This window comes from Terrabacter tumescens, assembly GCF_014646815.1.
In the GTDB taxonomy this organism is placed as follows: domain Bacteria; phylum Actinomycetota; class Actinomycetes; order Actinomycetales; family Dermatophilaceae; genus Terrabacter; species Terrabacter tumescens.
Map to the genome: position 1 here is coordinate 139,719 of NZ_BMNZ01000004.1, position 23,640 is coordinate 163,358.

Annotated in this window: 24 protein-coding genes; 14 read left to right on the top strand and 10 right to left on the bottom strand. The window is 72.7% G+C overall.

Annotation, left to right across the window (positions count from 1 at the left end):
• Position 1: 1 nt before the first annotated feature.
• The 3 genes from IEY30_RS11125 (at position 2) to IEY30_RS11135 (ending at position 4,504) form a co-directional block, all read left to right on the top strand.
• Positions 2–1,849, top strand: coding sequence for an L-aspartate oxidase (locus IEY30_RS11125; RefSeq protein ID WP_030195595.1), 1,848 nt, complete (start codon positions 2–4; stop codon positions 1,847–1,849).
• Entirely contained in the window at positions 1,846–2,730 is an 885-nt protein-coding gene (gene nadC, locus IEY30_RS11130; protein ID WP_030195599.1) for a carboxylating nicotinate-nucleotide diphosphorylase, read from the top strand. Before IEY30_RS11125 ends, nadC begins: the two co-directional genes overlap by 4 nt.
• Positions 2,731–2,875: 145 nt before the next feature.
• Complete coding sequence (locus IEY30_RS11135) at positions 2,876–4,504, top strand: helix-turn-helix transcriptional regulator (protein ID WP_030195601.1); 1,629 nt, start codon at positions 2,876–2,878, stop codon at positions 4,502–4,504.
• A 33-nt stretch (positions 4,505–4,537) separates the two neighbouring features.
• Here IEY30_RS11135 and IEY30_RS11140 read toward each other — a convergent pair whose 3' ends face one another.
• From IEY30_RS11140 to IEY30_RS11150, 3 genes are all read right to left on the bottom strand, one after another.
• On the bottom strand, positions 4,538–5,641 hold the full coding sequence (locus IEY30_RS11140) for a flavin-containing monooxygenase (RefSeq protein ID WP_030195604.1): 1,104 nt from the start codon (positions 5,639–5,641) through the stop codon (positions 4,538–4,540).
• Positions 5,642–5,851: 210 nt separating this feature from the next.
• Positions 5,852–6,541: a class I SAM-dependent methyltransferase gene (locus tag IEY30_RS11145; protein WP_030195608.1), complete on the bottom strand. Its 690-nt coding sequence runs from the start codon at positions 6,539–6,541 to the stop codon at positions 5,852–5,854.
• Positions 6,542–6,548: 7 nt separating this feature from the next.
• Positions 6,549–7,349, bottom strand: coding sequence for a DUF3109 family protein (locus tag IEY30_RS11150; RefSeq protein ID WP_030195610.1), 801 nt, complete (start codon positions 7,347–7,349; stop codon positions 6,549–6,551).
• Positions 7,350–7,610: 261 nt separating this feature from the next.
• Here IEY30_RS11150 and IEY30_RS11155 point away from each other — a divergent pair, with 261 nt between their 5' ends.
• Complete coding sequence (locus IEY30_RS11155; protein WP_030195623.1) at positions 7,611–8,915, top strand: ankyrin repeat domain-containing protein; 1,305 nt, start codon at positions 7,611–7,613, stop codon at positions 8,913–8,915.
• A gap of 98 nt (positions 8,916–9,013) precedes the next feature.
• On the opposite strand, the gene IEY30_RS11160 is transcribed toward IEY30_RS11155, so the two are convergent.
• Complete coding sequence (locus tag IEY30_RS11160) at positions 9,014–9,373, bottom strand: SPW repeat protein (protein WP_030195631.1); 360 nt, start codon at positions 9,371–9,373, stop codon at positions 9,014–9,016.
• A 150-nt stretch (positions 9,374–9,523) separates the two neighbouring features.
• Between IEY30_RS11160 and IEY30_RS11165 the strand changes: the two genes are divergently transcribed.
• From IEY30_RS11165 to IEY30_RS11185, 5 genes are all read left to right on the top strand, one after another.
• Entirely contained in the window at positions 9,524–10,138 is a 615-nt protein-coding gene (locus tag IEY30_RS11165) for a TetR/AcrR family transcriptional regulator (RefSeq protein WP_030195644.1), read from the top strand.
• 10 nt (positions 10,139–10,148) lie between these two features.
• Positions 10,149–10,910, top strand: a complete 762-nt coding sequence (locus IEY30_RS11170; RefSeq protein WP_030195649.1) for an ABC transporter ATP-binding protein — start codon at positions 10,149–10,151, stop codon at positions 10,908–10,910.
• The gene (locus IEY30_RS11175) at positions 10,907–11,641 is read left to right on the top strand and encodes an ABC transporter permease (protein WP_030195652.1); all 735 of its coding nucleotides are present in this window, start codon (positions 10,907–10,909) and stop codon (positions 11,639–11,641) included. Before IEY30_RS11170 ends, IEY30_RS11175 begins: the two co-directional genes overlap by 4 nt.
• Positions 11,642–11,719: 78 nt before the next feature.
• The gene (locus IEY30_RS11180) at positions 11,720–12,649 is read left to right on the top strand and encodes a Ppx/GppA phosphatase family protein (protein ID WP_030195655.1); all 930 of its coding nucleotides are present in this window, start codon (positions 11,720–11,722) and stop codon (positions 12,647–12,649) included.
• A gap of 70 nt (positions 12,650–12,719) precedes the next feature.
• Complete coding sequence (locus IEY30_RS11185) at positions 12,720–13,517, top strand: sugar phosphate isomerase/epimerase family protein (RefSeq protein WP_030195660.1); 798 nt, start codon at positions 12,720–12,722, stop codon at positions 13,515–13,517.
• Positions 13,518–13,616: 99 nt separating this feature from the next.
• Here the strand turns inward: IEY30_RS11185 and IEY30_RS11190 are convergent, their stop codons facing one another.
• The 3 genes from IEY30_RS11190 to ku form a co-directional block, all read right to left on the bottom strand.
• Complete coding sequence (locus IEY30_RS11190; RefSeq protein WP_030195663.1) at positions 13,617–14,348, bottom strand: SDR family oxidoreductase; 732 nt, start codon at positions 14,346–14,348, stop codon at positions 13,617–13,619.
• A gap of 239 nt (positions 14,349–14,587) precedes the next feature.
• Positions 14,588–15,814 (bottom strand): acetyl-CoA hydrolase/transferase family protein, encoded by a 1,227-nt coding sequence (locus tag IEY30_RS11195; protein WP_030195666.1) that lies wholly within the window; start codon positions 15,812–15,814, stop codon positions 14,588–14,590.
• Between the two features lie 85 nt (positions 15,815–15,899).
• Positions 15,900–16,865 (bottom strand): non-homologous end joining protein Ku, encoded by a 966-nt coding sequence (gene ku / locus IEY30_RS11200; RefSeq protein WP_030195671.1) that lies wholly within the window; start codon positions 16,863–16,865, stop codon positions 15,900–15,902.
• Between the two features lie 18 nt (positions 16,866–16,883).
• Here ku and ligD (IEY30_RS11205) point away from each other — a divergent pair, with 18 nt between their 5' ends.
• Both ligD (IEY30_RS11205) and ligD (IEY30_RS11210) read left to right on the top strand, forming a co-directional pair.
• Entirely contained in the window at positions 16,884–17,831 is a 948-nt protein-coding gene (gene ligD / locus IEY30_RS11205) for a non-homologous end-joining DNA ligase (protein WP_030195675.1), read from the top strand.
• Complete coding sequence (gene ligD / locus IEY30_RS11210) at positions 17,831–18,715, top strand: non-homologous end-joining DNA ligase (protein ID WP_030195677.1); 885 nt, start codon at positions 17,831–17,833, stop codon at positions 18,713–18,715. The genes ligD (IEY30_RS11205) and ligD (IEY30_RS11210) overlap by 1 nt, the downstream gene beginning before the upstream one ends.
• 109 nt (positions 18,716–18,824) lie before the next feature.
• Here the strand turns inward: ligD (IEY30_RS11210) and IEY30_RS11215 are convergent, their stop codons facing one another.
• Together IEY30_RS11215 and IEY30_RS11220 are read right to left on the bottom strand one after the other, a co-directional pair.
• Complete coding sequence (locus tag IEY30_RS11215) at positions 18,825–19,154, bottom strand: histone-like nucleoid-structuring protein Lsr2 (protein ID WP_030195681.1); 330 nt, start codon at positions 19,152–19,154, stop codon at positions 18,825–18,827.
• A gap of 199 nt (positions 19,155–19,353) precedes the next feature.
• Positions 19,354–19,575, bottom strand: coding sequence for a hypothetical protein (locus tag IEY30_RS11220; RefSeq protein ID WP_043416442.1), 222 nt, complete (start codon positions 19,573–19,575; stop codon positions 19,354–19,356).
• Between the two features lie 72 nt (positions 19,576–19,647).
• Here IEY30_RS11220 and radA point away from each other — a divergent pair, with 72 nt between their 5' ends.
• From radA to IEY30_RS11235, 3 genes are read left to right on the top strand one after another with little or no spacing between them, the layout of a single operon-like run.
• Complete coding sequence (radA, locus tag IEY30_RS11225) at positions 19,648–21,063, top strand: DNA repair protein RadA (protein ID WP_030195685.1); 1,416 nt, start codon at positions 19,648–19,650, stop codon at positions 21,061–21,063.
• Positions 21,064–21,118: 55 nt separating this feature from the next.
• Positions 21,119–22,195 carry a DNA integrity scanning diadenylate cyclase DisA gene (disA, locus tag IEY30_RS11230; RefSeq protein ID WP_188960130.1) on the top strand — a complete coding sequence of 359 codons (1,077 nt, stop codon included), beginning with the start codon at positions 21,119–21,121 and terminating at the stop codon, positions 22,193–22,195.
• A 25-nt stretch (positions 22,196–22,220) separates the two neighbouring features.
• On the top strand, positions 22,221–23,114 hold the full coding sequence (locus IEY30_RS11235) for an iron-sulfur binding domain-containing protein (RefSeq protein ID WP_030195690.1): 894 nt from the start codon (positions 22,221–22,223) through the stop codon (positions 23,112–23,114).
• 36 nt (positions 23,115–23,150) lie between these two features.
• On the opposite strand, the gene IEY30_RS11240 is transcribed toward IEY30_RS11235, so the two are convergent.
• Entirely contained in the window at positions 23,151–23,540 is a 390-nt protein-coding gene (locus IEY30_RS11240) for a pyridoxamine 5'-phosphate oxidase family protein (RefSeq protein WP_030195692.1), read from the bottom strand.
• Positions 23,541–23,640 lie beyond the last annotated feature (100 nt).

Here is a 23,640-nt window from a genome sequence, read left to right on the forward strand (position 1 = left end):
TATGCCGCAGAGCGGGCTCCCCGAGGTGACCGTCCCCCGGCGGCTGCGTGCGCCCGCGCCCGGCTGGACGGCCACGGCCGACGTCATCGTCGTCGGCTCCGGCATCGCCGGGCTCACGACCGCGCTCCGGCTGCGCCGACGGGTCGACCGCGTGCTGCTCGTGACGAAGACGGTGCTCGACGAGGGCTCGACCGCCTGGGCGCAGGGTGGCATCGCCGCCGTCATGTCGCCGGAGGACAGCCCGGCGGAGCACATCCACGACACGCTCGTCGCCGGCGTCGGGCTCTGCGACGTCGACGCCGTCGAGGCGCTCGTGCGCGAGGGCACCGACGCCGTCTGGGACCTCATCGCGCTCGGGGCCGAGTTCGACCGCGGCGACACGGGCGGGCTCTCCCTGACCCGCGAGGGCGGCCACCACCGCGACCGCATCCTGCACGCCGGCGGCGATGCGACCGGGCGCGAGATCAGCCGCGCCCTCATCGCCGCGCTCGACCGGGTGCGCGACGACCCCGGCATCGAGGTCATCGAGCACGCCCTCGTCGTCGACCTGCTCACCGACGCCGACGAGCGCGTCTGCGGGGTGACGCTGCACGTCATCGGCGAGGGCCAGGTCGACGGTGTCGGCGCGGCGCACGCCCGTGCCGTCGTGCTCGCGACCGGTGGCCTCGGCCAGATCTACGCCTCGACGACCAACCCGTCCGTCGCCACCGGTGACGGCATGGCCGCCGCGCTCAGGGCAGGCGCCGTGCTCGCCGACCTCGAGTTCGTCCAGTTCCACCCCACCGTCCTCTGGCTCGGTGAGGGCTCGCGCGGACAGCAGCCGCTCATCTCCGAGGCGGTGCGCGGCGAGGGTGCATTCCTCGTCGACGAGGCCGGCGAGCGCTTCATGCAGGGCCAGCACCCGCTCGCCGACCTCGCGCCGCGCGACGTCGTGGCCCGCGCCATCATCGCCCGGATGCGCGAGACCGGCACCGACCATGTCTACCTCGACTGCCGCCACCTCGGCGCGGAGTTCCTCGAGCAGCGCTTCCCCTCGATCGTCCAGCGCTGTCGCGAGCTCGGCTTCGACCCGGCGACCCAGCTGCTCCCGGTCGCGCCCGCCCAGCACTACGCGAGCGGCGGTGTGCGCACCGACCTGCGCGGGCGCTCCTCGCTCGAGGGCCTCTACGCCTGCGGCGAGACGTCGTGCACGGGCGTCCACGGTGCCAACCGCCTCGCCTCGAACTCCCTCCTCGAGGGTCTCGTCTTCGCCCGCCGCATCGCCGACGACCTCACGACGCGCCTCGCCGCCGGTGAGCTCCCCGAGGCGACGCCCGTCGCGCCGGACGGTCAGCCCGAGCTGATCCGCGGCAAGCGGCGGCTCGACGTGCAGCGCGCCATGACCGCCGGGTCGGGCACGGTGCGCTCGGCGGCCTCACTCGCCGCGACCGAGCAGACCCTGGCCGGGCTCGCGGCCCGGGCCGTCGACGACGACGCCGACAAGCAGGGCGGTCCCAAGAGCTGGGAGACGACCAACCTGCTCCACCTCGGACGCGCGCTGACGTATGCCGCCGCGCTGCGAGACGAGACCCGCGGCGGTCACGTGCGCGAGGACTTCCCGGCCCGCGACGACGCGCACTTCCTCCACCACGTGCACCTCCGACGCTCCGGGTCCGGCGTGCTCGAGGCGACGGTCGTACCGGTGCCTCCGTCCAACCTCGACGGTCTCGACCTCGACGGCGCCGGAGCGTCGACCCAGAGGGACGTCCTCGACGAGGACCGCGCGGAGGGCACGGCGACCGCGAAACCCCTTGCACGGCATACGCGATCGGTGGACCAGACGGTGGACGACACGAAGGAGACGCAGTGAGTGGCGACGGGCTGAGCGGCTTCCCGTACGAGTGGGCGCGTGAGCTCGTCACGGTGGCGCTGCGCGAGGACCTCGGTCCCGACGGCGTCGACGTCACGACGCTGGCGACGATCCCCGGCGACCAGACGCGCACCGCCGAGATCGTCGCGCGGGCACCGGGCGTCGTGGCCGGCGTGCCGGTCGTCGAGCTCGTCCTGGCGGCCGTCGCGGAGCGCATCGGCGGCGTGGTGCCGACGGTGGAGGTCGTCAACGACGACGGGACCCGGCTCGAGCGCGGCGACGTCATCGCCCGGCTCACGGGTCCGACGCAGGTGATCCTCGTCGCCGAGCGCACCATCCTCAACATCCTCAGCCGGCTGTCGGGAGTCGCGACGCACACCCGGCGCTGGGCCGACGCACTCGAGGGCACGTCGACGATGGTCCTCGACACGCGCAAGACGACGCCCGGCCTGCGCTGGCTCGAGAAGTACGCCGTCCGGTGCGGCGGCGGAACCAACAAGCGCATGGGTCTCTACGACGTCGCGATGATCAAGGACAACCACAAGCTCGCTGCCGGTTCGGTGGCGGCGGCGTACGCCCTGGTGCGCGAGCGCTTCCCCGACGTCGACGTGCAGGTCGAGGTGACGACGCCGGCCGAGGCGCAGGAGGCCTACGACGCCGGGGCGCGCTTCATCATGTGCGACAACATGTCGGTCGACGTGCTCGGCGAGACGGTCGGGCTGCTCCGCGCCGCAGGCGAACCCGTCGAGATCGAGGCCACGGGCGGGCTCACGCTCGAGGTGGTCCGGGACTACGCCGGCACCGGCGTCGACTTCGTCTCCGTCGGCGGCCTGACCCACAGCTCGCCCATCGTCGACATCGCCCTCGACCTCATCGACTGACTCGTCGAGAGGCCACGTCCGGCCCTCTCGCAACCGTCGAGAGGCCACGTGTAGGCCCTGGGCACCGTCGAGAGGCCACGTGTAACCCTTCGATCGTCGGTGGCCGGGCCGCCGGCAGGCGTAGCCTGCCAGCGAGGAGGGTGCCGTGGGCGTCGTCGACGAGCTGGTCCGCGCGAGAGCCGAGTTCGAGCGCGGCGAGTGGGCCGCGGCTCTCGAGCGGTGGTCCCTCCTCGACCCGGACGGCCTGACGGCCGCCGACCTCGAGTCCGCCGGGTCCGCGGCACAGCTGCTCGGCCGCCCCGACGACGCGGTCGACCGCTACGAGCGCGCCTTCGAGGCCAACCTCGCCGCGGGTGACGTCGCCAGGGCGGTCCGGTGCGCGTTCCACCTGTCGATGGTGCTGCGGATGAGGAGCGACCACGCGGCGGCCTCCGGCTGGCTCGCGCGAGGCGAACGGCTCGCAGCGGACCTGCCCGACGGCAGCCTCGACGCGGGCTACCTCACCTTCTCGCGGATGTTCGAGCACCTCGGACGGGGCGACTTCGTCGCGGCCCGGGACTGCGCCGAGCGGGCCACCGAGGCGGCGCGCCGGCACGGTGACCCTGGGCTGCTCGCGGTCGGGCTCTGCGCGCAGGGCCGCATGGCGATCTACGGCGGCCAGATCCCCACCGGCGTCTCGCTGCTCGACGAGTCGATGCTCGAGGCGACGAGCCGCACACTCGAGCCGGTCCTGCTCGGCAACGTCTACTGCACCGCCGTCGAGGGCTGCCAGGAGGTGTCCGACCTGCGCCGGGTCGAGGAGTGGACGCAGGTGCTGCAGCGCTGGTGCGAGGAGCAGCCGGGCCTCGTCACGTTCACCGGACAGTGCGCCCTGCACCGCGGCCAGGTGATGGTGGCCCGGGGTGCGTGGGACGAGGCCGTGGAGGAGCTGACGGCGGCCATCGACCGCTACCGGCTGGCCGGGGCCCTGCCGGCGGTCGGGCTGGCGGCGTGCGAGCTCGGCGACCTCCACCGTCTGCGGGGCGACAGGGACCGCGCCGACGCCGCCTACGAGACGAGCGCCGAGCACGGCTTCGACCCGCAGCCGGGGTCGGCGCTGCTGTGGCTGGCCCGCGGCTCGCAGGCCGCCGCGCTCGGCGCGGTCCGGCGGCTGCTCGTCGAGACGCGCACGGCGGTGGCCCGCACCCGGGTGCTGCCGGGCGCTGTCGTGGTGCTCCTCGCGGCCGGCGACGTGGAGGCCGCACGCACCTGCGCGGGCGAGCTGGACGAGCACGCCCGGTCGTTCGGCTCCGAGGTGCTCGCGGCGCGGGCGGCGTATGCGTGGGGCCTCGTCGAGCTCGCGGCTGACGACCCAGCCGGCGCGCTGCCCTACCTGCGGCGGGCGCAGCAGGGCTGGATGCGACTCGACGTGCCCTACGACGCCGCGCTCGCCCAGGCCGCGACCGGGCGCGCGCTCCTCGCCCTCGGTGACGCCGAGTCCGGTCGGCGCGCGCTGGCGTCGGCACGCCAGGTCTTCGTGACCGTCGGAGCGCGGCCCGACGTCGAGGCGGTCGACCGGGCGGTCGGACCGCCGTCGCGCCCGGCAGGTCTGAGCGAGAGGGAGATCGAGGTGCTCCGGCTCGTGGCCGCCGGCCAGAGCAACGCGCAGATCGCGTCCGGGCTCGTGCTGAGCGACCGCACCGTGGCCCGGCACCTCAGCAACATCTTCGGCAAGCTCGGTGTCGGCAGCCGCACGGCCGCGGCTGCCTTCGCCTTCGAGCACGACCTGCTGTGACGTCCTGGTGTCGCGACCGGCTGTGACCGCGCGTCAGGCCGGGGCCGGGTGCGCTGTCCTGGCGGCGCTGCGCTTGAGGACGTGCTGCGCGACGTGGGCGGCGTCGCGCCCGACGCCCGGAAGCACCATCGAGGCGAACGCGTACTGGAAGGCGAGGCCGCAGAAGTAGAGGCCCGGCACGTCGCTGGAGACGCCCCGGAACTCCCGGGGCCAGCCGTCCTCGCCGATGACCGGGAGGTCGACCCAGTCGAAGCGCTGCGCGAAGCCGGTTGCCCAGACGACGTTGGCGACGTCGACGACTGTGCCGTCGTCGAGGGTGGGGCGACCGTCGGTGACGCCGACGACGCGTTGCGTCCGGCGCTCGACGCCGCGCGCCGCGAGGTCCTCCCGCTTGACGCGCAGCATCGGTCCACCGTGGTGACGGATCTCGCCCATCATCTTGCGCCCCATGGGAGTTCGCCGCGTCAGCACGTGCCGCCATGCGAAGAGCAAGACGGGGAAGACGACGTGGACGGCCTTGGTGTCCCACCGCACCGGGGGCTGCCCGCAGTCGCGGCCGGCCAGCACCGTCGGACGGGACTGCCCCAGCTCGTAGGCGATGTCGCACCCGGAGTGCGAGGCGCCGACGACGAGGACCGGCCCCTCCCGCAGCTGGCTCGGCCGGCGGTACTCGCTCGAGTGCAGCTGCAGGATCGACGGGTCGAGGTCCGCCGCGAACGCCGGCACGTGGGGTGACCGCCCGAAGGTGCCCGTCGCGACGACCACGTTGTGGCACGCGATGTCGCCCGTGTCCGTCGTGACGACGAAGCCGTCCCCGTCGGCGGTCGCTGCGAGACGCTCCACGCGCACGCCGAGGCGGACGGGGAGGTCGAAGCGGACGGCATACGACTGCAGGTATGCCGCGACGTCGTCCTTGCCGGGGAACGACCTCGGGTCGCCCGGGAAGTCGAGGCCCGGCAGCCCGTCGTGGCGGGCGGGGGAGTAGAGGCGGAGCGAGTCGTACTGCTGGCGCCAGCCATCGCCGACGGCCTGGTTGCGCTCGAGCACCACGCACTCGTGGCCGCGGCTGACGAGCTCGCGCGCCGTGGCGAGGCCCGCCTGGCCTGCGCCGATGATGACGGTCTCGATGGTCTCCATGGTGTCCTCCCGTGGTCCGCTGCCGATGTCGTGCTGCAACGGTAGGGAGCCGGGAGGGCGCGCCGCCTCGGTCGGGATGCCCATCTGGGTCGACCCGCGGGTGGGTCGAAATGACCACGACAGGCCACTCCGCGGGTTGCGGGTCGATCCGCGCGGCGCACCGGCCGGTCGGTGCAGCAACCCACGGAGGGGCCACGCACCCGCGGAGCGTCAGTAGCGGCGGTGCCAGAGGTTGACGGCGTAGTCGACGCCGGTGGCGTCCGGGTGCTCGGCGAGGATGAGGTCGGCGTGCTCAGGCGCGAACTCGATGGCGACGACGGCCTCGAAGTCCTCGCGCGAGTCGAAGTCCCAGCGGATGTCGAGCCGCTCGCGCTCCCACCCCTGCCGCTGCCAGAAGCGCTCGACGGCACGAGGGTCGTAGGAGGGCAGCGCCCGCCGGAACCACTGGCCGAACGTCGACCGCGTCGCGTCGTTGTCGATGACGAACGCCGCACCGCCCGGACGCATGACGCGCTCGAGCTCTACCAGCCCCGGCTCGCAGCCCGGCCCGAAGAAGTACGCCCACCGCGCATGCGCCACGTCGAAGGACTCGTCGGGCACCCCGATCGCGGCCGCGCCCTCCTCACGGACCGAGACGGACGGCATACGCGAGATGCGTTGTGCCGCAATGGCGGCCAGCGGCGGGTGCGGCTCGACACCGACGACCGACCGCGCGTCGGCAGCGAAGTACGGCAGGTGGTAGCCGGTGCCGCACCCGACGTCGAGGACGTCGCGGCCCGACCAGTCCAGCACCGCGCGCATCGCGTCCTCGATGACGTGGGCGCGGTCGACGCCGCGGTTCTCGACCTCGTAGACGTCGGGCGTCTCCCAGATGTTGGGGGACGGGATGATCTCGCTCATCGTCGCCTCACCGGCCCCGCTGGGCCTCGATGGTGGCGGGGTGCACGAGCAGCGGCAGGAGCTTGCGCACGCCGCGCGCGCGGACCGCCTTGACCTGGGCCAGGTGCGCCTCGGCGCGGATCGCCAGCTCCGCGTAGGCGAGCGGCCCCATGAGCTCGGTGAGCTCCGGGGCGTTGGAGCGGTAGACGGGCTCGCGCCCGACGTGCGCCTCGGAGTTGCCCGAGCAGTACCAGTCGAGGTCGTGGCCGCCGGGACCCCAGCCGCGCCGGTCGTACTCGGTGATCGTCACCTCGAGGTAGCTGGTGTCGTCGGGCAGCTCGACGGTGCGGAACGTGCGGCGGATCGGCAGCTGCCAGCAGACGTCGGGCTTGAGGGTGTGCGGCTCGACCCCGGTGAGGACGGCATGCTGGTGGAGGGCGCAGCCGGCGCCGGCGGGGAAGCCGGGGCGGTTGAGGAAGATGCAGGCGCCGTCGACGACCTTCGTCTTGCGCGCGCCGTCCTCCTTCTCGGTCCAGTCGTCCTTGCTGCCGGTGGCGCGGCCGACGGAGTGGTACTCCCACTCGTCCTCGCCGAGCTCCTCGACGGCCTTCTCGACGCGCTTCCAGTCGTCCTTCTCGGTGAAGTGCGCGCCGAGCGTGCAGCAGCCGTCGTCGGGTCGGCCGGCGTAGATGCCCTTGCAGCCGCTGCCGAAGATGCACGTCCAGCTGCTCGTCAGCCACGTGAGGTCGCACCGGTAGCGCTGGTTCGCGTCGGCGGGGTCGGTGAACTCGACCCAGACGCGGGGGAGGTCCAGAGGTGCTTCAGCCACCGGCTCACCCTATGCCGCCGACGTTTCCACCGCGCTCGCGACGCCCACGTCGTGGGCACGTCGTCCACGTCGTGGTCCGGGAGGACTGCCTGCGTATGCCGGGTGCTTCCGTCGGCGCCCACGCCGGCGTAGCGTGGCGGTGGCGTCCAGGTCGCCTCCGGTGCGCGGGAAGGGGCTCAGCCCTCCTGGGAGAGAACGGCATGCGGTCCGACCTCCTTTCGGCCCGACCAGCGCACGCGGGCACGACGAGAGGAGGCCGCCATGGCCCTGTCCCTGCCCGCCGACCCCGACCTCAAGCACCTGCGCCGCGCTGCGCGACGCCTCCAGCGCGCGGTCCGCTCCGGCGACCCCGGAGCGCTCGAGCAGGTGTCGCTGCACCATCCCGAGGGCCCTCCCGGGGACCGGAGGCTCTTCGCGCTCTCGGACGCCCAGCTCGTCGTCGCCCGGACGTACGGCTTCCCGAGCTGGCCGAGGCTGCTCGCCCACCTCCGCGCATCGCAGGACCTGTCGCGCGACATGGCTGCCCTCGACCCGGTCGGGGATGTCGAATTCCCTGCAGCACAGGCTGATCGGGCTTCGCTGGTGGCTGCCCTGGCCTGCCTGACGTACACGGGGCGTGACGAGCCCGCCCGCTGGGCGCGGGCCGAGCAGCTGCTCGACGAGGAGCCCGGCCTCGTCGACCGTGACGTCGCCGTCGCGGCCGCCGTGGGTGACGTCGGCGCCCTGCGGGGGCACCTCGCGGCCGATCCCGCGACGGCGACGCGCGAGGCGGGCCCGTTCCGCTGGTCGCCGCTGCTCTACGTCGTCTACTCCCGCGTCCCGCAACGGGACCCGCTCGGTGCGGCGCGGACGTTGCTCGACGCCGGTGCCGACCCCGACAGCGGCTACCTGTGGCACGGCCTCGCGACGCCCTTCACCGCCCTCACCGGCGTCTTCGGCGAGGGCGAGGGCGGGCGTGGTCGTCAGCCGAGGCACCCGGACTGGCAGGGGCTCGCGGAGCTGCTTCTCGACCGCGGGGCCGACCCCAACGACCGCCAGACGCTCTACAACCGGATGTTCAACCGCGACGACAGCCACCTCGAGCTGCTCCTCGAGCACGGCCTCGGCCGGCCGGCCTCCGAGGTCTGGACCCGCCGGACCGGAACGGCGGGTGAGACCGTCGACGAGATGATCGACCGTCAGCTGCGCTGGGCCGTGTCGCACGGGTTCGACGCCCGGCTCGACCTGTTCGCCCGCTACGGCCTCGACGGGCGGGAGCGCGATCCCGGCGCCTGGGCCGGGTCGCCCACCGAGCTCCCGCCGATCCACCGGGCCTCCACCCCCGACGCCGTCCGCTCGGCCGTGGCCGCAGGGGCGGACGTCGAGGCCCGCCACGACGGGCGCACGGCCCTGCACCAGGCGGCGTTCCTCGGGGACGTCGAGCTCGTCGAGGCGCTGCTGGGGGCCGGCGCGGACCCGGAGGCGCGCGACGACACGCACCGGACCCGACCCCTCGAGTGGGCCCGATGGGCACGTGCCCGGGAGGTCGAGCAGGTGCTCGCTCAGTTCACCACCACGGACGGCTGACCGGCGGCCGCCGTCGTCCAAGGCAGATCAAGGCAGGTCAAAGCACATCAGGGGAGGTCCGGGCCGGCCGTGGCGGCCGGCCCGGGTTCCGCACCCCGTCAGTGCGACGTGGCGGTGCCGTCGCGGTGGTGCATGCGGGTGACCTGGAGGTCAGCGGCGCCGACGAGGAACGTGACGGCACCGACGATCCAGGCCGTCCACGCCATCGGTCGGGTGCTGCTGAACCCCATGACCCACGGCGCGACGATGAACGCCACGCCGATGAGGGCCGTGAAGCCCTCGAGGGGGATGAGGTCGGGCCGGACGAGCTCCGCGATCGCCGCCAGCGCCGCGATGGCGCCGAGGACGATCATCGTCGTCGTGGCCCGGGTGGTGGTTGTCGTCCAGATCGGCGACAACGCCGCATAGATGCCGGCGATCAGAGGCAGTGCATCTTGCGGATGCGTCCATCGGTTCATGGTCGCGTCGACCCTCTTTCACACGGGTCCGTCGATCCTTCTGGCGGACCGGACATCTCGATTGTCGGACGCCGCTCGGCCACGGTCAACGGTCAGCCGTCGCCCTGCGCGCGTGCGCGCAGCCCGCGGCGGGCGGCATACGGTGTCCCCATGACTGCGCACGACGTCGTGAGGGCGCGAGGCCGTCGACCGGGCGGGGTGGACACGCGCGCCGCGATCGTCGACGCGGCACGAAAGTCCTTTGCTGCCAAGGGATACGACAAGACGAGCATGCGTGGCATCGCCCGTGAGGCGGGTGTCGACCCGGCTCTGGTGCACCACTACTTCGACGGCAAGGCCGCGCTCTTCGCCGAGACGATGGCCGTGCCCGTCAACCCCGCCGAGCTCATCGAACGCGTCCTCGAAGGTGGTCGGGAGCGGCTCGGCTGGCGGCTCGTCGAGACCTTCCTGACCGTCTGGGAGCCGCCCGAGCGGCGCGAGGCCCTCGTCGCCCTCGTGCGCTCGGCGATGACGAGCGAGGAGGCGGCGCGGATGCTGCGCGAGTTCCTCGGGCGCGAGGTCTTCGGGCGCCTCGCAGCCTCGGCCGGCGCCGAGGACGCGCAGCTGCGCGGTGCGCTCGCGGCCTCGCAGATGATCGGCGTCGTCATCGCGCGCTACGTCGTGCGGGTGCCCGGTTTGGCGGAGGCGACGCGCGCTGATCTCGTCGAGCGACTGGGTCCGGTCCTTCAGGGCTATCTGGTGGACGGACCGGTCACACCGGAGTAGATTTCATCACATGATGAATAACAGTGGGCCAGCGGTCGTCGTGAGCGGCCTGCAGGTCGTGCGGGGCAAGCACCGGGTCATCCCGGGGATCGACCTCGAGATCCCCGGCGGCCAGGTCGTGGGACTGCTCGGTCCCTCGGGCTCGGGGAAGTCCACGCTCATGCGCTGCATCGTCGGGGTGCAGATCATCGAGTCCGGCACCGTCACCGTGCTCGGCCACCCTGCGGGCTCTCCGGTGCTGCGCGACCGCGTCGGCTACGTCACCCAGAGCCCCAGCGTCTACGCCGACCTCAGCGTCCGGGACAACGTGGCCTACTTCGGGCGCGCCATCGGGCTGCGCGGCGCCGAGCTGCGCGAGGCCGTCGACCGCACCCTCGCCGAGGTCGACCTCGTGACCTATGCGGAGCAGCTCGTGCAGGACCTCTCCGGTGGCCAGGAGTCCCGGGTCTCGCTCGCCGCCGCGCTCGTCGGCCGTCCCAGCCTGCTCGTCCTGGACGAGCCCACGGTCGGGCTCGACCCGGTGCTGCGGCGCGACCTTTGGGACCTGTTCCGCCACCTCGCCGACCGCGGCCACTCGCTCGTCGTCTCGAGCCACGTCATGGACGAGGCCACCCGCTGCGACCGGCTCGTGCTCCTGCGCGAGGGACGCGTCCTCGCCGACCTCACCCCGGCCGAGCTGCTCCAGCGCACCGGCGCGGTGGACGCCGACGCCGCCTTCCTCGCCCTCATCGACGCCGAGACCGCCAGGTCCGGGGGAAGGAGCACCTCGTGAACGGCGCACTGACCGTCGCCACCTCGGGCCGCGTGCTGCGCCAGGTCCGCACCGACCGCCGCACCATCGCCCTGATCATCGTCGTGCCCTGCGTGCTGCTCGGGCTGCTCGCCTGGATCTACGACGGCACGCCCGTCTTCGACGCCATCGGGCCGGCCCTGCTCGGCGTCTTCCCGATGGTCGTCATGTTCATCGTGACCTCCGTCTCGACCTTGCGCGAACGCCAGTCCGGCACCCTCGAGCGTCTCCTGACAACGCCGATGGGCAAGGGCGACTTCATGATGGGGTATGCCGCGGCGTTCGGTGCGCTCTCCACCGTGCAGGCCCTGATCGCAACGGGATTCGCAGTCTGGGTCTGTGGTCTCGACGTCGCCGGACCGCTGTGGCTGCTCGTCGTCGTCGCCGTCTTCGACGCCGTGCTCGGCACGGCTCTCGGGCTGCTCGCGAGCGGCTTCGCGCGCACCGAGTTCCAGGCGGTGCAGTTCATGCCGGCGTTCCTGCTGCCGCAGTTCCTGCTGTGCGGGCTGCTCGTCCCTCGCGACCAGATGCCCACCGTGCTCGAGTGGGTGAGCAACGTGCTGCCCCTGTCCTACGCCGTCGACGCGATGAAGGAGATCGCCGGCAATCCCGACCCCGTCACCGCGGTCCTGGGCGACCTCGGGATCGTCGCGGCCTTCATCGCCGGTGCCCTCGCCCTCGCCTCGCTCACGTTGAGCCGCCGCTCCGCCTGACGGCATACGGCCCCTCGGCCCCGCTCCACCCGACCGAACGCCGCGTTCGGGGAGGGAGCCGTGACTAGGGTTGGGGGCATGCGCCTGGGCGTCATCGACATCGGGTCCAACACGGTCCACCTCCTCGTCGTCGACGCACACCCCGGCGCGCAGCCGTTGCCTGCCTTCTCGCACAAGACCGAGCTGCGCCTGTCCGAGAGCCTCGAGGTGGACGGCCGGGTCAGCGACGAGACGGCCGACCGGCTCGTCGCCTTCATCCGCGAGTGCCTCGAGGTGGCCGAGGACCACGGCGTCGGCGACCTCTTCGCCTTCGCGACGTCGGCGCTGCGCGAGTCGCCCAACGGGGACGCCGTCATCGAGCGGGTGCGCGCCGAGACGGGCGTCGAGCTCGAGGCGCTGAGCGGCCCTGACGAGGCCAGGATGACCTTCCTCGCGGTGCGCCGCTGGTTCGGCTGGTCGAGCGGACGGCTGCTCGTCGTCGACATCGGCGGCGGCTCGCTCGAGCTCGCGACCGGCCTCGACGAGGAGCCCGACGTCGCCCTCAGCCTCCCGCTCGGCGCGGGGCGGCTGACCCGCGAGCACCTGCATGACGACCCGCCGACCGAGGCCGCCGCGCGCGAGCTGCGCTCGCTGGTGCGCTCGACCCTGGCCAGGCACGTGCGACCGCTGCTGACCTCCGGGCCGCCCGACCGCGCCGTCGGCACCTCCAAGACGATGCGCTCGCTCGCCCGGATCGCCGGAGCGGCGCCCCGCGCCGACGGGCCGTTCGTGCCGCGCACCCTGACCCGCGACGACCTCCGCGAGATCGTCGCGCGCGTCGGACCCCTCGACAGCGCTGCCCGCTCCGAGCTGCCCGGCGTCTCCGAGGGCCGGGCCCGCCAGCTGTATGCCGGCGCGCTCGTGGCCGAGGCCGCCCTCGACCTGCTGCAGGTCGAGCAGCTCGACATCTGCCCCTGGGCGCTGCGCGAGGGCCTCATTCTCCGGCGCCTCGACCACCTCACCTCATGACCCGAGAGACATCGGACCACGGCGTGGCCCGGCCCGCGGCAGGCGCCTGGCGGTGGCGCACAATGGCCGCATGACCATCCGGGTCGGGCTCTCGACCGCCTCGCTCTACCCCGACAACGCCGCGACCGCCTTCGCGACCGCGGCGCGGCTCGGCTACGACGCCATCGAGGTCATGGTCTGGACCGACCCCGTCACGCAGGAGGCCGGAGCGCTGCGCGCCCTGTCCGAGCTGCACGAGCTGCCGATCGTCTCGGTGCACGCGCCGACGCTGCTGCTGACGCAGCGCGTCTGGGGCACCGACCCCTGGGGCAAGGTCGACCGCTCCATCGACCTCGCCCTCGAGGTCGGCGCGCGCACCGTCGTGCTGCACCCGCCCTTCCGCTGGCAGCGGGAGTATGCCGCGGGCTTCGTCGACGGGGTCGCGCTGCGTGAGCACGAGTCGGGCATCAGGCTGGCCGTCGAGAACATGTACCCCTGGCGCACGGCGCGCCGCGACGTCATGGCCTACCTGCCGCACTGGGACCCGGTGGGCCAGGCGTACGACAACGTGACGCTCGACCTGTCGCACACGGCGACGGCCGGCTCGGACGCCCTCGAGATGGCCCAGGGGCTCGGTGACCGGCTCGCACACCTGCACCTCGCGGACGGGCTCGGCTCGTTCCTCGACGAGCACCTCGTCCCGGGCCGCGGCGGGCAGCCGTGCGCGGCCGTGCTCGAGCACCTGGCGGACTCGGGCTGGGACGGCGAGGTCGTCGTCGAGGTCTCGACCCGCAAGGTCGGGCGTGAGCAGCGTGAGGTCGACCTCGCCGAGGCGCTGGCCTTCGCCCGGCTCGCCCTCGTGCCGACCCGCGGGGCCAGCCGCATCTGATCCGCCCCGAGTCGCCCGGCTCTCCTCGCAACACACCGAGAACCAGCCAACGGCGCCGGCTGCAACCGCAGGACCCGGCAGCTGCTCGGTGTGTTGCGGTCAGGTGGTGGCGGGGCGCCAGCCGCGGGGACGCACCGAGACCATGTCGACGCTCGCGTCCGGGCCCGCGTCGATGGCCAGACGGGCGGCGCGGACGACCGAGGCCACGTCGAGGTAGGCGCCCGCGTCGTAGTCGGCGCCCTCGAACGCGACGAGCTCGTGCTGCATGTCGGTGTCGACCCGACCCGGGTGCAGCGAGGTGACGCGGACGCCGTGCTCGCGCTCCTCCTGGCGCAGCGAGTCGCTGAACGCTCGGAGCGCGAACTTCGACGCGCAGTAGGCGCCTGAGGCCGGCGTCGCCGTCAGGCCCGATCCGGAGTTGACGGTGATGACGAGGCCGTGGGCGGCGCGCAGCGCCGGCAGCAGGGCCCGGGTGACGGCCGCGACGGCGACGACGTTGACCGTCATCGAGTCGGCCCAGTCCTGCACGGGCGAGTCGGCCACGGTCCCGGTGCGGAGGATCCCGGCCGAGTGGACGAGCACATCGGCCCGGGGGAGACGGGGCACGAGCGCGTCGAGGGCGGTCTCGAGCGACCCGCCGGGTGAGCAGTCCGCGAGGTCGGCCACCAGCCCCTCGGCGGAGGGGAGCGACGCGACGACCTCGGCCACGGTGTCCGCGCTGCGCCCGCCGATGACGAGGTGATGGGTGTCTGCGAGGTCGCGGGCGACGGCCAGCCCGATCCCACGGGTTCCACCGGTCACCACGGCCACGGGGCGCGTCTGCTCACTCATGACGCCACCCTACGAGCCCCCGCCCGACGGACCCTCGAGTGGCCTCCCCGCCCCACGCGTCACACGCTCGAGCCGCCGCCAAGACCCTCGAGTGGCCTCCCCGCCCCACGCGTCACAGGCTCGAGCCACCGAGGCGTGTGACGACGGGGCCACTCGACGGGGTGGTGGGGGTCGGCGGTGTGACGACGGGGCCGCTCGACGAGGGGGAGGCGGACGGCATACGCGATCGGTGGTGCTTCTCAGGCGAGGCCGAGGGCCTGCGCCTCCTCCCAGAGGTCGTCACGGACGCGCGGGTGCGCGCACTGCTCGATGATGTCGCGGCACTGGTCCTTCTCGCTGCGTCCCCAGAGCGGCGCCACACCGTGCTCGGTGACGATGGCGCTCTGCTGGAAGCTCGTCACCGGCTCGTCGAGCAGCGGCACGATCGTCGACACGTCGGCCTTGGGGTGCCACGAGCGCAGCGCGATGAACGACTGGCCGCCGGGGGAGTGCAGCGCGCCGACGATGAAGTCGGTCTGGCCGCCGAAGCCGGAGTGGATGCGGGCGTTGATGCGCGAGGCGTTCGCCTGCCCGAAGAGGTCGACCTCGAGGGCCGTGTTGACCGACGTCATCTGTCGCTGCGAGGCGATGAGACCGGGGTCGTTCGTCTTCTCGGTGCGCATCATCCGCACGCGCGGGTTGCCGTCGAGCCACTGGTAGAGCTCGGCCGATCCGAAGCAGAACGAGGTGACCAACGGCTGGTCGGGGTCGAGCGCCCCGGCCGCGTCGAGCGCGAGCACGCCGTCGGAGAACATCTCGGTCCACATCCGGATGCCGCGCCGCGACGTCAGTCCGGCGAGGGTGGCGTCGGGCACCGCGCCGATGCCGAGCTGCATCGTCGCGCCGTCCTTGACCATGGCCGCGACGCGCTCGCCGATGAGGCGGCTCTCGGGGTCGGGCGGGACGGCGGCGTGCGAGGCCATGGGCGAGTCGACCTCGACCATGAGGTCGATGTGGTCGAGCGGCACCTCGGCGTCGCCGAACGTGTAGGGCATCTGCGGGTTGACGACCGCGACGACGAGCCCGCCGCGGGCGCGGCACGCCTCGAGCGCCGCAGGCAGCACGTTGACCTCGAGGCCCATGCTCACCTGGCCGTGGCGCGGCGGCGCGCAGTGCAGCAGCACGGCGTCGGGCGGCAGGGCACGGCCGAAGAGCAGTGGGACGAGGGAGAGTCGTGAGGGCACGTAGCGCATGCGCGGGTGACGACGCATCCCCGGACCGACGAAGCACGTCTCGACCGTCACGCCCTCACGCGTCGGCAGCCCTGCGGGCGCGTTGAGCGCGTGGAGCACGTAGGTCGGCTGCGCGGCGTCGAGCGCCCGGACCGCCTCCCACGGGACCGCCATGTTGCCGCTGACGACGACACGGGGGTTCTCGGGCAGGGTCCGCAGCCGCTGGGTGAGCTCGTCGATCGTCGCCGTCCGCACGCTCTCATCCTTGCGCAGCAGGTGCCCCAAAGAGAGCGTATGCACGTCGACGTGACGAACGTCGCCGCCCGCGGGGGCGCTGGGGTCAGCTCGCCTTCTTGGTCGCCGCCTTCTTCGTCGTCGACTTCTTGGCCGTGGTCTTCTTCGCGGTCGCCTTCTTCGCGGCGGTCTTCGTCGTCGCCTTCTTGGCCGTGGTCTTGGGCGCGGGCTTGGACGCCGTCTTCTTCGCCGCGCCCTCGTCCGACGATCCGGAGTCGCTGGGCGAGCCGCCCGTCCTGGCGGCCTTGGCCTTGTCGACGCTGCGCTGCAGGGCCGCGAGCAGGTCGACGACCTCGGTCTCCTCGCCCTTGGCCTCGGGCGTCTCGGTGAGCTCGCCGCCCTCGATCTTCGTCGCGACGAGCTGGGTCACGGCCTCGGCGTAGTCGTCCTCGAACTCGTCCGGCTCGTAGTCGCCCGACAGCGAGTCGACGAGCGAGGAGGCCATCGCGAGCTCCTTGGCCGTCGCGTGCGTCTCCTCCGAGAGCGACTCGAACTCCGGCGTGCGCACCTCGTCGGCCCAGAGCAGCGTCTGGAGCACGATGACGCCGTCCCGCACCCGGAGCACGGCGAGGGTCATCCGCGTGCGCACCGACACGGTGACGAGCGCCATCCGGTCGGCCTTCTCGAGCGCGTCGCGGAGCAACACATAGGGCTTGAGCCCGGTCTTGTCGGGCTCGAGGTAGTAGCTCTTGTCGAAGAGCAACGGGTCGATCTGTTCGGACGGCACGAACTTCTCGATCGAGATCTCCTTGGTCGACCGCGTCGGGAGACTCTTGAGATCCTCGTCGGTCAGCACGACCATCTGGCCGTCGGGCGCCTCATATCCCTTGGCGATGTCGGAGTAGGGCACCTCCTCGCCGTCGATCGAGCAGACGCGTTGGTACTTGATGCGGCCGCCGTCCTTCTCGTGAACCTGCCGGAACTGCACGTCGTGGTTCTCCGTCGCCGAGAAGAGTCGAACCGGCACATTGACGAGGCCGAACGACACGGCGCCTTTCCAGATGGCTCGCATGGGAACAAGAATGCACCCATGCGCCCCATGCTCGCGACGGCTACGACGACCATTCCGGTCGGCGACCGCTGGCAGCACGAGGTGAAGTGGGACGGTATGCGTGTCCTGGCCGACGTGACGGACGGCGGGATGCGCCTCTTCACCCGCACCGAACGCGACGTCACGGTCGCCTTCCCGGAGCTGCGCGGGCTGGCCGACGAGTACGCGGACATGCTCCTCGACGGCGAGATCGTCTCGATGCGCGACGGCGTGCCGTCCTTCGCGGCGATGGCCGAGCGCTTCCACGTCACCGACGCGCGCCGGGCGGCGATGCTCGCCGAGGCCGCGCCCGTCACCCTCATGACCTTCGACCTGCTGCGCCTCTACGGCGTCGAGCTGCTGCCCCGCGCCTGGAGCGACCGGCGCGCGACCCTCGAGCGGCTCGAGCTCGCCGGGCCCCGCTGGCAGACACCGCCGACGTTCTCCGACGGCGTGACGCTGCACGCCGCGACCAAGGAGCAGGGCCTCGAGGGGATCGTGTCCAAGCGCGTCGACTCGGTCTACGTCCCCGGGCTGCGCTCGCCCCACTGGCTCAAGTCACCGCACCGCGGCACCGTCTCGGTCGTCATCGGCGGCTGGCGCCCCGAATCCACCGGCACCGTGTCGCGTCGTCTCGGAGCCGTGCTCGTGGGCGTGCCGGGGCCGGGCGGCCTGCGTTACCTCGGGCGGGTGGGGTCCGGCCTCGCCGGCAAGACCGGACAGGCCCTCCTGCAGGACCTCGAGTCGCTGACGTCCGCCGAATCCCCTTTTGCCACAGACGTGCCCGCCGAGGACTCGGCCGGTGCCACCTGGGTCCACCCGGTCCTCGTGGCCGACGTGCAGTCGCTGGGACTGAGCGGGCAGGGGAGACTGCGCCAGCCGGCATACAAGGGCCTGCGCGGTGACCTCACCCCCGGCGACGTCGACGACCACGCGGACGGTGAGTGATGGCATACCAGCCCACGAAGGTCACCGTCGAGGTCGACGGCCGACGGATGAAGCTGTCCAGCCTCGAGAAGGTGATGTACCCGCGGACCGGCACGACCAAGGCGCAGGTGCTCGACTACTACGCCCGCATCGCGCCGGTCATCCTGCCGCACCTACGCGACCGTGCCGTGACGCGGATCCGCTTCCCGCACGGGGTCGGTGACATGCAGTTCTTCGAGAAGAACATCCCCGCAGGCACGCCCGCATGGATCCGCCGCGCCGGCCGCGACCCGGTCTTCCCGCTCATCGACGACCTCGCGGGGCTGACGTACTTCGCCAACCTCAACTCCCTCGAGCTGCACGTGCACCAGTGGCGCTACGCGGGGGAGGGGCGCGACGCGGAGCCTCTCAACCCCGACCGGCTCGTCATCGATCTCGACCCCGGTCCAGGGACGGGACTGCACGAGTGCGCGCGCGTCGCGCTCATCGTGCGCGAGCGGCTCAGTGGCATCGGCCTCGACCCGACCCCGGTGACCAGTGGCAGCAAGGGACTCCAGCTGTATGCCGTCCTGCCCGGCGCGCACACGAGCGACGAGATCCGCGACACCGTCCAGCAGCTCGCGCAGGAGCAGACCAAGGCCCACCCCGACCTGGTCGTGTGGAAGATGGCGAAGGAGCTGCGTCCCGGCAAGATCTTCCTCGACTGGAGCCAGAACGTCGCCGCCAAGACGACGGTGTGCCCCTACTCGCTGCGCGGGCGCGAGCGGCCGACCGTCGCGGCGCCCCGGTCGTGGGAGGAGATCGAGGCGGGGGCCGACGGAGATGTGCTCGAGCAGCTGACGGCCGACGAGGTGCTCGAGCGGGTGGCGCGCGACGGCGACCTCGCCGCGGCGATCGCTGTTTGACCCGGAGTCGACGGGGTAGGGGACGCGGGAGGGCCCGGCACCTGTGATGTGCCGGGCCCTCCCTGTCGTGCTGAGCGCCTCGTGCTGCGCGCTCGTGCTGACCGCTCGGTCAGTGCGCCCTGTCGTAGGCCGCCTGGACGTCGGCCGAGATGCGGCCGCGGTCGGAGACCTCGTGGCCGTTGGCACGGGCCCACTCGCGGACGGCGCCCAGGTCGGTGCGCTTGGCCGCACCCGAGGCGCGACGGCGGGAGCCGGCCTTGGCCGTGCCTGCGCGACGGGCGTGACCGGTCCACGTCGCGAAGTCGTCACGGAGCTTGCGGGCATTCTTGTCGTTCAGGTCGATTTCGTAGGTGACGCCGTCCAGGGCGAAAGTCACCGTCTCGGCGGCATTACCGCCGTCGATGTCATCGATCAACACCACTTCGACACGCTGAGCCATGTCTCTCCATCTGAGAATTGGGTTTCGGGAGGGGTTATCGCGAATGTGGGACTCGCGGGCGAGATCAATTTAGCGCCATCAGCCCGAGAATGCATTTCCATCCAAAACAATGGCGTCGATCGGTATTGGATTGTGTCCGACCGGGGCGTCTCGGGTTTTTGTCCGAATGGGCGTCGGCGCCGGATGAAGGCGCCCGCGGTCAGTGCTCTTTCGTCGGCGCGGGAGAGGCCGGGTCGGTGCCTCGGCCCTCTTGCGCCGTGTCCTCCGCGGCAGCGCGGCGGTCGTGCTCTGCCTCCCACTGCGCCTGGGCGAGGCGCTCGCGACGGTCTCCCTCGAGGATGCTCTTGATGACGAAGTAGAAGAGCGTGCCCACGCCGACCGTCGGGACGATGGCGAGCACATAGGGCAGAACCGATTCCATGGCGCCATTTTCTCACGGACGCACGGCCCGCCCCGCCGAGCGCTGTCGCACCCGCGCCGTACGGTCGTGCCCATGGCTACGAGGACGACGACGCGACGCACCCCCGGCTTCCGCTGCGCCGAGTGCGGGTGGACCACCGCCAAGTGGGTGGGTCGCTGCGGTGAGTGCCAGGCGTGGGGCACCGTCGCCGAGACTGGCGCGCCCACGGCTGCGCGCACGACCGCCGCCACGGTCGTCACGCCCGCCCAGCGCATCGCCGACGTCGACCTGACCAGGGCCGCCGCCCGCCCGACCGGCGTCGCCGAGTTCGACCGGGTCCTGGGCGGCGGGCTCGTGCCCGGAGGCGTGGTGCTCGTCGCCGGTGAGCCCGGGGTCGGCAAGTCGACGCTGCTGCTCGACGTCGCGGCGCGCGCGGCCCGGTCCGGCTCCGAGGTGCTCTACATCAGCGGCGAGGAGTCCGCCGCCCAGGTACGCACGCGCGCCGAGCGCATCTCAGCGATGGCCGACACCCTCTACCTCGCCGCCGAGACCGACCTCGCGACCGTGCTCGGCCACGTCGAGGCGCGGTCTCCCGGGCTGCTCGTCGTCGACTCCGTGCAGACGATCGCCAGCGCCGACGTCGAGGGACAGGCCGGCAACGTCACGCAGGTGCGGGAGGTCACCGGCAGTCTCATCGCGGCGGCCAAGGCCCGGGGCGTGGCGGTGCTGCTCGTCGGGCACGTCACCAAGGACGGCTCGATCGCCGGCCCCCGGCTGCTCGAGCACCTCGTCGACGTCGTCATCCAGTTCGAGGGCGACCGCCACTCGGGGCTGCGACTCGTGCGCGCCGTCAAGAACCGCTTCGGTCCCACCGACGAGGTCGGCTGCTTCGAGCTGTCCGACTCCGGCATCACCGGCCTCACCGACCCCAGCGGGCTGTTCCTCTCCACCCGTGACCACGCGGTCCCCGGCACGTGCGTCACTGTCACCCTCGAAGGACGGCGCCCCCTCGTCGCCGAGGTGCAGGCCCTCGTCGCTCCCTCGACCCTGCCGTCACCGCGCCGCACCTCGAGCGGCCTCGACGCCTCGCGCCTGGCCATGATCATCGCGGTCCTCGACAAGCGGGCCGGGGCCCCGGTCGGCTCGCGCGACATCTTCGCGGCCACGGTCGGCGGGGTGCGCATCACCGAGCCGGCGGCCGACCTCGCCATCGTCTGCGCCGTCACGTCGTCCGTCGTCGACCGGCCCCTCGCCACCGACGTCGTCGCCTTCGGCGAGGTCGGGCTGGCCGGCGAGGTGCGCCGGGTGACCGGCCTGGACCGCCGTCTCGCAGAGGCGGCCCGCCTCGGTTTCCGGCACGCGCTCGTGCCTGCCGGGAGCCTGTCCGGCTCCCAGGTGCCCGACGGCATCCGCGCCGTCGAGGTCGCCGACGTGCCGCGCGCCATCGAGGCCATGGGTCGCCTCGCCGGTGGCCGGTCAACGAGCGCGGCTGCCGTCGGCACCGTCTAGACTGCGAGCGACCGGGCTGGACGCGCTCGGCGCCCCCATTGCGAACAGGGAAGTGATGGACCGGAACGACGAGCTGCTGCTCCGCGCGGCCCTCGCCGCTGTAGCCCCCGGCACGGAGCTGCGCGACAGCCTCGAACGGATCCTGCGCGGACGCACCGGTGCCCTCATCGTGCTCGGCTTCGACCGGGTCGTGGACTCCATCTGCACGGGCGGCTTCGTGCTCGACATGGAGTTCTCGGCGACCCGCGTGCGCGAGCTGTGCAAGATGGACGGCGCCGTCGTCCTCGACCGTGAGGGCACCCGCATCCTGCGCGCAGCCACGCAGCTCGTGCCCGACTCGCGCATCGAGACCACCGAGTCCGGCACCCGGCACCGCACCGCCGAGCGCGTGGCCAAGCAGACCGGCTTCCCCGTCATCTCCGTGAGCCAGTCCATGGGCGTCGTCGCGCTCTACGTCGGCGACCTCCGGCACGTCATCGAGGGCTCGCCGACCACCCTGTCCCGGGCCGACCAGGCGCTGCAGACCCTCGAGCGCTACAAGGCCCGCCTCGACGAGGTGACCGGCACGCTGTCCGCGCTCGAGATCGAGGACCTCGTCACGGTGCGCGACGTCACCGCGGTCCTCCAGCGCCTCGAGATGGTCCGGCGCATCTCGGCCGAGATCCAGGACTACGTCGTCGAGCTCGGCACCGACGGCCGCCTGCTCAGCCTCCAGCTCGAGGAGCTCGTGGGCGGGCTCGGCAACGACCGTGAGCTCGTCATCCGCGACTACCTCCCCGCGACGAAGTCGGGGCTCGACGTCGACGACGCGCTCGAGAACCTCCAGTCGCTCAACTCCGTCGAGCTGCTCGACCTCGCCGCCGGGGCCCGGGCGGTCGGTTTCTCCGTCGTCGGCGACAGTCTCGACGTCCCGGTCTCGCCGCAGGGCTACCGGCTGCTGACCAAGGTGCCGCGCCTGCCCACGGCGATCGTCGACCGTCTCGTCAACCACTTCGAGTCGCTCCAGCGCCTGCTCGCGGCCGGCATCGAGGACCTCATGCTCGTCGAGGGCGTCGGCGAGGGGCGGGCCCGCGCCGTGCGCGAGGGCCTCTCGCGACTGGCCGAGTCGAGCATCCTCGAGCGCTACGTCTGAGCGACGTCACGCACCTCTCTGTCGTATGCCGTCCCGCGAGGTCCCGCTGTCGCTGCTCCACGAGCGCGTCAACGACTGGTACGCCGAGGCAGGGCGCAAGCAGCTGCCGTGGCGCGCGCCCGATGCCAGCGCCTGGGGCGTCTTCCTCTCCGAGGTGATGTCGCAGCAGACCCCGCTCGCCCGGGTCGAGCCGATCTGGCGCGAGTGGATGGACCGCTGGCCCACGCCGGGTCACCTGGCGGCGGCCGCACCGGGCGAGGCCGTGCGCGCGTGGGGCAGGCTCGGCTACCCCCGTCGCGCGCTGCGCCTGCACGAGGCGGCGACGGCGATGGTCGAGCGCCACGGCGGTGAGGTGCCCGGGACCCCGCAGGAGCTGCTGGCCCTTCCCGGGGTGGGCGCCTACACGGCGGCGGCCGTCTCGTGCTTCGCCTTCGGCATCCCCGAGGTCGTCGTCGACACGAACGTCCGGCGGGTCCTGGCCCGGACGCGCGAGGCCAAGGCCTACCCCAACATCACCCTCAACCGCGCCGAGGCGCGGCTCGCCGCCGACTCGATGCCGACCGACCGCGAGACCGCCAACACCTGGAACGTCGCCGTCATGGAGCTTGGCGCCCTCGTCTGCGTGGCTCGTGGCCCCCGGTGCGACGAGTGCCCCGTCGCGGACCTGTGCGCCTGGAACGTCGCGGGTCGGCCGGCCTACGACGGACCGCCGAGGCGCGGCCAGAGCTGGCACGGGACCGACCGGCAGGTGCGGGGCGAGCTGCTGCGCCGGCTGCGCGACGCCCACGCGGACCTACCGCTGACGCGCCTCGAGGACTCGGCCGACGACCGGGGCCAGGTCATGCGCTGTCTCGACTCGCTCGTCGCGGACGGTCTCGTCGAGCCGCTCGAGGACGACCGCTTCCGACTGCCCGCCTGACGCTGCCGTTCAGGGTTGCGGCTCAGACGTTGCCGCTCAGACGTTGCCGAGGACGGAGCGCACGTCGATCGCGATCACCACGCGCTCGGGGTTGGGGCGCGGCTCGCGGTAGCGGGCGGCATACCGCCGCTCGGCGTCGGAGACGGACGCTGCGTCGTCGAGGATCCGGGCGGTGCCCTGGAGCGACAGCCAGAAGCGGCCGTCGACCTGGCACAGCACGGCCTCGCAGCCGGCGAGGGCGTTGCGGGCCTTGCGGCTCTCGCGGCTCGTGATGACCCGGGCGATGGAGGTCTCGGGGTCCCACGTGAAGCCGACCGGCACGACGTGCGGCGACCCGTCGGGGCGCAGCGTGGTCAGCGTCGCGAGGTGGCGCACGGCCATGAACTCGAGCGCCTCGGGGGACAGGTCGCGGGGGGATCGGGCCACGGCCCCACGGTAGAGGACGGCCGGCGGTCCACGAGACCGGCGCGTCGAGGGTTGCCGCGAGGGCCGACGACTTGTAGCGTCGCCCCTCGTGCCATTTGCC

Bases quoted from the DNA above. Each gene is read 5' to 3' on its own strand.
- IEY30_RS11125 (WP_030195595.1), top strand. From the start codon at position 2: ATGCCGCAGAGCGGGCTCCCCGAGGTGACCGTCCCCCGGCGGCTGCGT.
- IEY30_RS11140 (WP_030195604.1), bottom strand. From the start codon at position 5,641: ATGGAGACCATCGAGACCGTCATCATCGGCGCAGGCCAGGCGGGCCTC.
- IEY30_RS11145 (WP_030195608.1), bottom strand. From the start codon at position 6,541: ATGAGCGAGATCATCCCGTCCCCCAACATCTGGGAGACGCCCGACGTC.
- IEY30_RS11155 (WP_030195623.1), top strand. From the start codon at position 7,611: ATGGCCCTGTCCCTGCCCGCCGACCCCGACCTCAAGCACCTGCGCCGC.
- IEY30_RS11160 (WP_030195631.1), bottom strand. From the start codon at position 9,373: ATGAACCGATGGACGCATCCGCAAGATGCACTGCCTCTGATCGCCGGC.
- IEY30_RS11165 (WP_030195644.1), top strand. From the start codon at position 9,524: ATGACTGCGCACGACGTCGTGAGGGCGCGAGGCCGTCGACCGGGCGGG.
- IEY30_RS11170 (WP_030195649.1), top strand. From the start codon at position 10,149: ATGATGAATAACAGTGGGCCAGCGGTCGTCGTGAGCGGCCTGCAGGTC.
- IEY30_RS11180 (WP_030195655.1), top strand. From the start codon at position 11,720: ATGCGCCTGGGCGTCATCGACATCGGGTCCAACACGGTCCACCTCCTC.
- IEY30_RS11185 (WP_030195660.1), top strand. From the start codon at position 12,720: ATGACCATCCGGGTCGGGCTCTCGACCGCCTCGCTCTACCCCGACAAC.
- IEY30_RS11190 (WP_030195663.1), bottom strand. From the start codon at position 14,348: ATGAGTGAGCAGACGCGCCCCGTGGCCGTGGTGACCGGTGGAACCCGT.
- ku (WP_030195671.1), bottom strand. From the start codon at position 16,865: ATGCGAGCCATCTGGAAAGGCGCCGTGTCGTTCGGCCTCGTCAATGTG.
- ligD (WP_030195675.1), top strand. From the start codon at position 16,884: ATGCGCCCCATGCTCGCGACGGCTACGACGACCATTCCGGTCGGCGAC.
- ligD (WP_030195677.1), top strand. From the start codon at position 17,831: ATGGCATACCAGCCCACGAAGGTCACCGTCGAGGTCGACGGCCGACGG.
- IEY30_RS11215 (WP_030195681.1), bottom strand. From the start codon at position 19,154: ATGGCTCAGCGTGTCGAAGTGGTGTTGATCGATGACATCGACGGCGGT.
- IEY30_RS11220 (WP_043416442.1), bottom strand. From the start codon at position 19,575: ATGGAATCGGTTCTGCCCTATGTGCTCGCCATCGTCCCGACGGTCGGC.
- radA (WP_030195685.1), top strand. From the start codon at position 19,648: ATGGCTACGAGGACGACGACGCGACGCACCCCCGGCTTCCGCTGCGCC.
- disA (WP_188960130.1), top strand. From the start codon at position 21,119: ATGGACCGGAACGACGAGCTGCTGCTCCGCGCGGCCCTCGCCGCTGTA.
- IEY30_RS11235 (WP_030195690.1), top strand. From the start codon at position 22,221: ATGCCGTCCCGCGAGGTCCCGCTGTCGCTGCTCCACGAGCGCGTCAAC.